This window comes from Acidovorax delafieldii 2AN, assembly GCF_000175235.1.
GTDB lineage: Bacteria > Pseudomonadota > Gammaproteobacteria > Burkholderiales > Burkholderiaceae_C > Acidovorax > Acidovorax delafieldii_B.
In genome coordinates, this window is the sequence record NZ_ACQT01000345.1 from 1 (window position 1) to 3,050 (window position 3,050).

The window sequence follows — 3,050 nt, forward strand, 5'->3', positions numbered from 1 at the left end:
CGGGTGGGAACGCTGGCGCGCCCCGATGAGGGCGGCGGCGTGGCCGCGACCGCCACCGGTGCAGTGCCCGCCGGGGTGACCGCCGAGTTGTTCTAGCGCTACCAGGGGGCTTTCCACCTGCTCCCGGCAGATTCCGTTGTAATCAAGATGCGCTGCGCGCGGTGCACTGTTGGCCGGTGCGGCAGCCTTTATGGAACGGTGGATAACGGGGGCAGCGCGGCCAGCGTGCCTTCTCGTGCGCACCATCCGTGTGATGGGCATGCACGCGTTGGCCGTTCTGCGGCCTTGGAGGCAAGCGCCTTCCCGGTGGGCGCGAAAACGGCGTGCTCCAGTCCCCCGGAGGGGCGGCATGTGCTGCGCCAGGGCGTGCAAAACGGCGCACCGCCAATGAGGCGGTGGGCCGCTGGCCTGGCAAAGATGCCAGCCGCGTGGCGTATTTCAGACGCGCAGAAAAAAACCATGCAGGGGCGCACGGGATTTGGCAGTCGTTAGATAAAATTATCGAATATATCGTTTTTATCAATATTTCATGCGTGTCAATCTGCCGGTCAGCGCCATCGAGTACGACTTCCCGAGTGATGAGCTTCTGATGTCGACCACCGACAAGCAGGGGCATATGACCCACTGCAATGCAGCGTTTGCCCGGGTCAGCGGCTACTCGATGGAGGAGTTGATGGGGCAGCCCCACAACCTGGTGCGGCACCCCGACATGCCGCCCGAGGCCTTCAAGGACATGTGGGCCACCATCGGCAACGGCCGAAGCTGGCGCGGCATTGTCAAGAACCGCCGCAAGAATGGCGACTTCTACTGGGTGCGGGCCAACGTGACGCCCCTTATCGTCAACGGCAAGCCGCAGGGCTACATGTCGGTGCGCGAAAAACCTTCTGCGCAGGAAGTGCGTGCGGCCGAGGCGCTGTACGCCAAGTTGCACCGGGAACGCGAGGCGGGCGCCCGCACCTTCATCCTTCACGCCGGACGCGTGCGCCCCACGGGCTGGCGCAACTGGATCGGCATGTTGCAGCGCGCCAGCTTCACGCAGCGGCTGGCGGCAATGCTGCTGCCCGTGCTGGTCGTTGCGCTGGTACCCGCGCTGGCGGGGTGGGCGGGTGCCGCCGTGGTGGCAGCCCAGGCGGCGCTGCTGCTGGTGCTTTCGGGCCTGATTCTCTGGTGCTTTCATCGCCGCATCACGGCTGCCGTCCACGACGCCAACCGCCTGGCGCAGAACATTGCGGGCTGCAACCTCGATGGTGCGCTGTGCGAGGTGGAGGGCCGCCATCCCATGGGCATGCTGATGGAGCGCCTGAACCAGATCCAGATCAACCTGCGTGCCATCGTGGGCGATGCCCGCGTCGAGATCGGCAGTTTCGGCACCATTTCGGCCGAGATCGCCCAGGGCGCGCAAGACCTCTCGGCGCGCACCGAAACGCAGGCCAGCAGCCTGGAAGAGACAGCCGCGTCGATGGAAGAGCTGGCCAGCACGGTGCGCCAGTCGGCCGAAACGGCACAGCAGGTGCTGCGCGAAAGCGAGCACAGCGCCGAGCTTGCGCAGCGCGGCGGGCAGGCGGTGACCGAGGTGGGCGCCGTGGTGCAGGCCATCGAGCATTCGTCGCGCAAGATGGGACAGATCATCACCACCATCGAAGGCATCGCCTTCCAGACCAACATCCTCGCGCTGAACGCCGCCGTGGAAGCGGCGCGGGCCGGTGAGCAGGGCCGGGGCTTTGCCGTGGTGGCCAGCGAGGTGCGTGCGCTCGCGCAGCGCAGCGCCACGGCGGCAGGCGAGATCCGCGGCCTGATCGGTGAGTCGGGCGCGCACATCGAGCGGGGTGCGCAACAGATGCAGTCGGCCGGCGAGACCATCGAGCAGGTGGTGCGATCGGTCGCGCATGTGAACCGGCTCATGGGCCAGATCGGCGTTGCCACGCGCGAGCAGTCGGTGGGCATCTCGCAGGTGAACGACGCGGTGATGGACCTGGACGCCGTGACGCAGCAGAACGCCGCGCTGGTCGAAGAGTCTGCCGCGTCGGCCCGCTCGATGAGCGACAACGCGGGCGTGCTGGGCCGCACGCTGGCCGTCTTCCGCATGGCCTGAGGCCGCTCGGCGCCGCGCCAAAGGCGCCTTCGCTGCCAGGCCCCGCCCCCTGTGGGTGCGCCCGGCCTATCTGCGCGGCGCCACACGCGGGCGGCTCCTGCGGTGCGTCTTCGCCTGTGGGTGGATCGCTTGCTGGAGGCGGGCTGCACCTGAGCGGGACAGGGTTGATGGTGGCGCCAGTGCCGCGCTGGCGCTGGTGGGGATCGCAGAGTGCGCACTCCTTTGGCGATCCTGAAAAGGCGATCGACCCCGTGCGCCCGGACACTGCCCGGGTGCCGGCCGGGCGGGCGAATTCGTATGGGTTTGTATCATTGATGAAAATCAAGATATCTCCGCCTGCCTGGCGGAACAAATCAAGGACCCAAGCGCATGCGTGTGAATTTGCCGGTAACCCAGTACGAATACGATTTTCCAGACACCAGCATGCTGGTCTCCACCACGGATACCAAGGGCATCATCACGCACTGCAACCCGGCCTTCATCGACGCCAGTGGCTTTGACCACGACGAACTGGTGGGGCAGCCGCACAACCTCATTCGCCACCCCGACATGCCGCCCCAGGCGTTCAAGGACCTCTGGGCCACCGTGGGCCGCGGCCACACCTGGACGGGGCTGGTGAAGAACCGCCGCAAGGATGGCGGCTTCTACTGGGTGCGTGCCAACGTCACGCCCATCATGGAAAACGGCAAGCCGCGCGGCTACCTGTCGGTGCGCACCAAACCCGGCCGCGCCGAGGTGCAGCTGGCTGAGTCCCTGTATGCGCGCCTGCGCGCCGACCTGGCAGCGCAGCGCGAAACCATTCGCTTGCGCCACGGCCAGGTGGTGTACCCCGGGCTGCGCGGCCTGCTGCAGCGGCTGCAGCAGGTATCGGCCACCCAGACGCTGGCCCTGATGCTGCTGGGCGTGGTGCTCGCCGGCATGCTGCCCCGCTGGCTGGGCGGTGAGGGCGCGGGCGTGG

The 3,050-nt window shown here is 67.2% G+C and carries 2 protein-coding genes; both read left to right on the forward strand.

What is annotated here, in order from left to right; genetic code table 11:
• Positions 1–529: 529 nt before the first annotated feature.
• Entirely contained in the window at positions 530–2,092 is a 1,563-nt protein-coding gene (locus ACDELDRAFT_RS20730; RefSeq protein ID WP_005800049.1) for a methyl-accepting chemotaxis protein, read from the forward strand.
• Between the two features lie 369 nt (positions 2,093–2,461).
• The coding region (locus ACDELDRAFT_RS20735) for a PAS domain-containing protein (RefSeq protein WP_005800051.1) at positions 2,462–3,050 on the forward strand (589 nt) is incomplete at its 3' end.